2 protein-coding genes and 2 pseudogenes are annotated in these 804 nt (G+C 51.0%); all 4 read right to left on the reverse strand.

Features of this window, described 5'->3' with window-relative positions; all coding sequences use genetic code 11:
* Positions 1 to 84 (reverse strand): annotated as a pseudogene (locus HEN33_RS26880) (Rz1 family lipoprotein); the annotation flags it as partial.
* Positions 65 to 304: pseudogene (locus HEN33_RS25185) on the reverse strand (lysis system i-spanin subunit Rz); the annotation flags it as partial. The pseudogenes HEN33_RS26880 and HEN33_RS25185, both read right to left, overlap by 20 nt.
* A gap of 1 nt (position 305) precedes the next feature.
* Complete coding sequence (locus HEN33_RS25190) at positions 306 to 443, reverse strand: hypothetical protein (protein ID WP_000459342.1); 138 nt, start codon at positions 441 to 443, stop codon at positions 306 to 308.
* Positions 444 to 601: 158 nt separating this feature from the next.
* Positions 602 to 804, reverse strand: a 203-nt coding sequence (locus HEN33_RS25195; protein WP_032271598.1) for a lysozyme, incomplete at its 5' end; no start/stop codon positions are given.

Raw genomic sequence — 804 nt, forward strand, 5'->3', positions numbered from 1 at the left:
TACCGGGGCAGGTGGCGTTGATCCGCAGGCGCTTACGACCAGCGGCAACATCAGCGCGCAGAGTTTCATTTTCAGCTCTCGCATCGGCTAATTCCCTCGAGTATCTGGCATCAAGTGCAGCAACATCACGCTGGCGCTGCTGCATATCAGTAATGGTTGCATTTGCCAGCTCCAGCTCACTGACTTTTTTATCGCGCTGCTCTTTGTAGGTGATGGCGTTATCACGGTAATGATTCAGCCCCAGACTAAGCGCACCACAGGCCACCAGCAGGGCAATGATGACCACGCACAGTACGCGGTTCATTTCACCACCAGCGTATCTGACCAATGAAATAACCGGAAGCCATAATCACAAACACCAGCCAGATAAGGATGAACTTCCAGGTGGATAATTTTTCAGCCATCATTCGAATCTCCCGAATCAGTTTGCTAAAATCAAACACACTTTCTCCTTTGACTTTTCCGGAGTCAGGAAACACAAAACCCCGCTTGCGGCCAACAAACGGGGTTTTACTTTTATTCACTTAGTTTTTGCCAGTTCGCAGGATTTCGTGTTATCCGCCCGTGTGAGCAAACCGCATTTTTCAGCAAAATATTCTGCTTATCTGTCAATTCCCCAGCACGCCAGCGCGCTCTCCTGGTCACGCCGTGAGACCTGACCGTAGCAGTTGTTTGAGCGAATACGGCAGTCTCTGCCACCGTCCTTAATCCACCAGCGAATCGCCTCGCATGCTCCCCTGCGGTCACCAGCATTAATCCGTCTGTAAAACGTCGACGGGAAACACTTACCGGGGCCAATGTTGT

Source organism: Escherichia sp. 94.0001 (assembly GCF_013369155.2).
Classification (GTDB): Bacteria; Pseudomonadota; Gammaproteobacteria; order Enterobacterales; family Enterobacteriaceae; genus Escherichia; species Escherichia coli_F.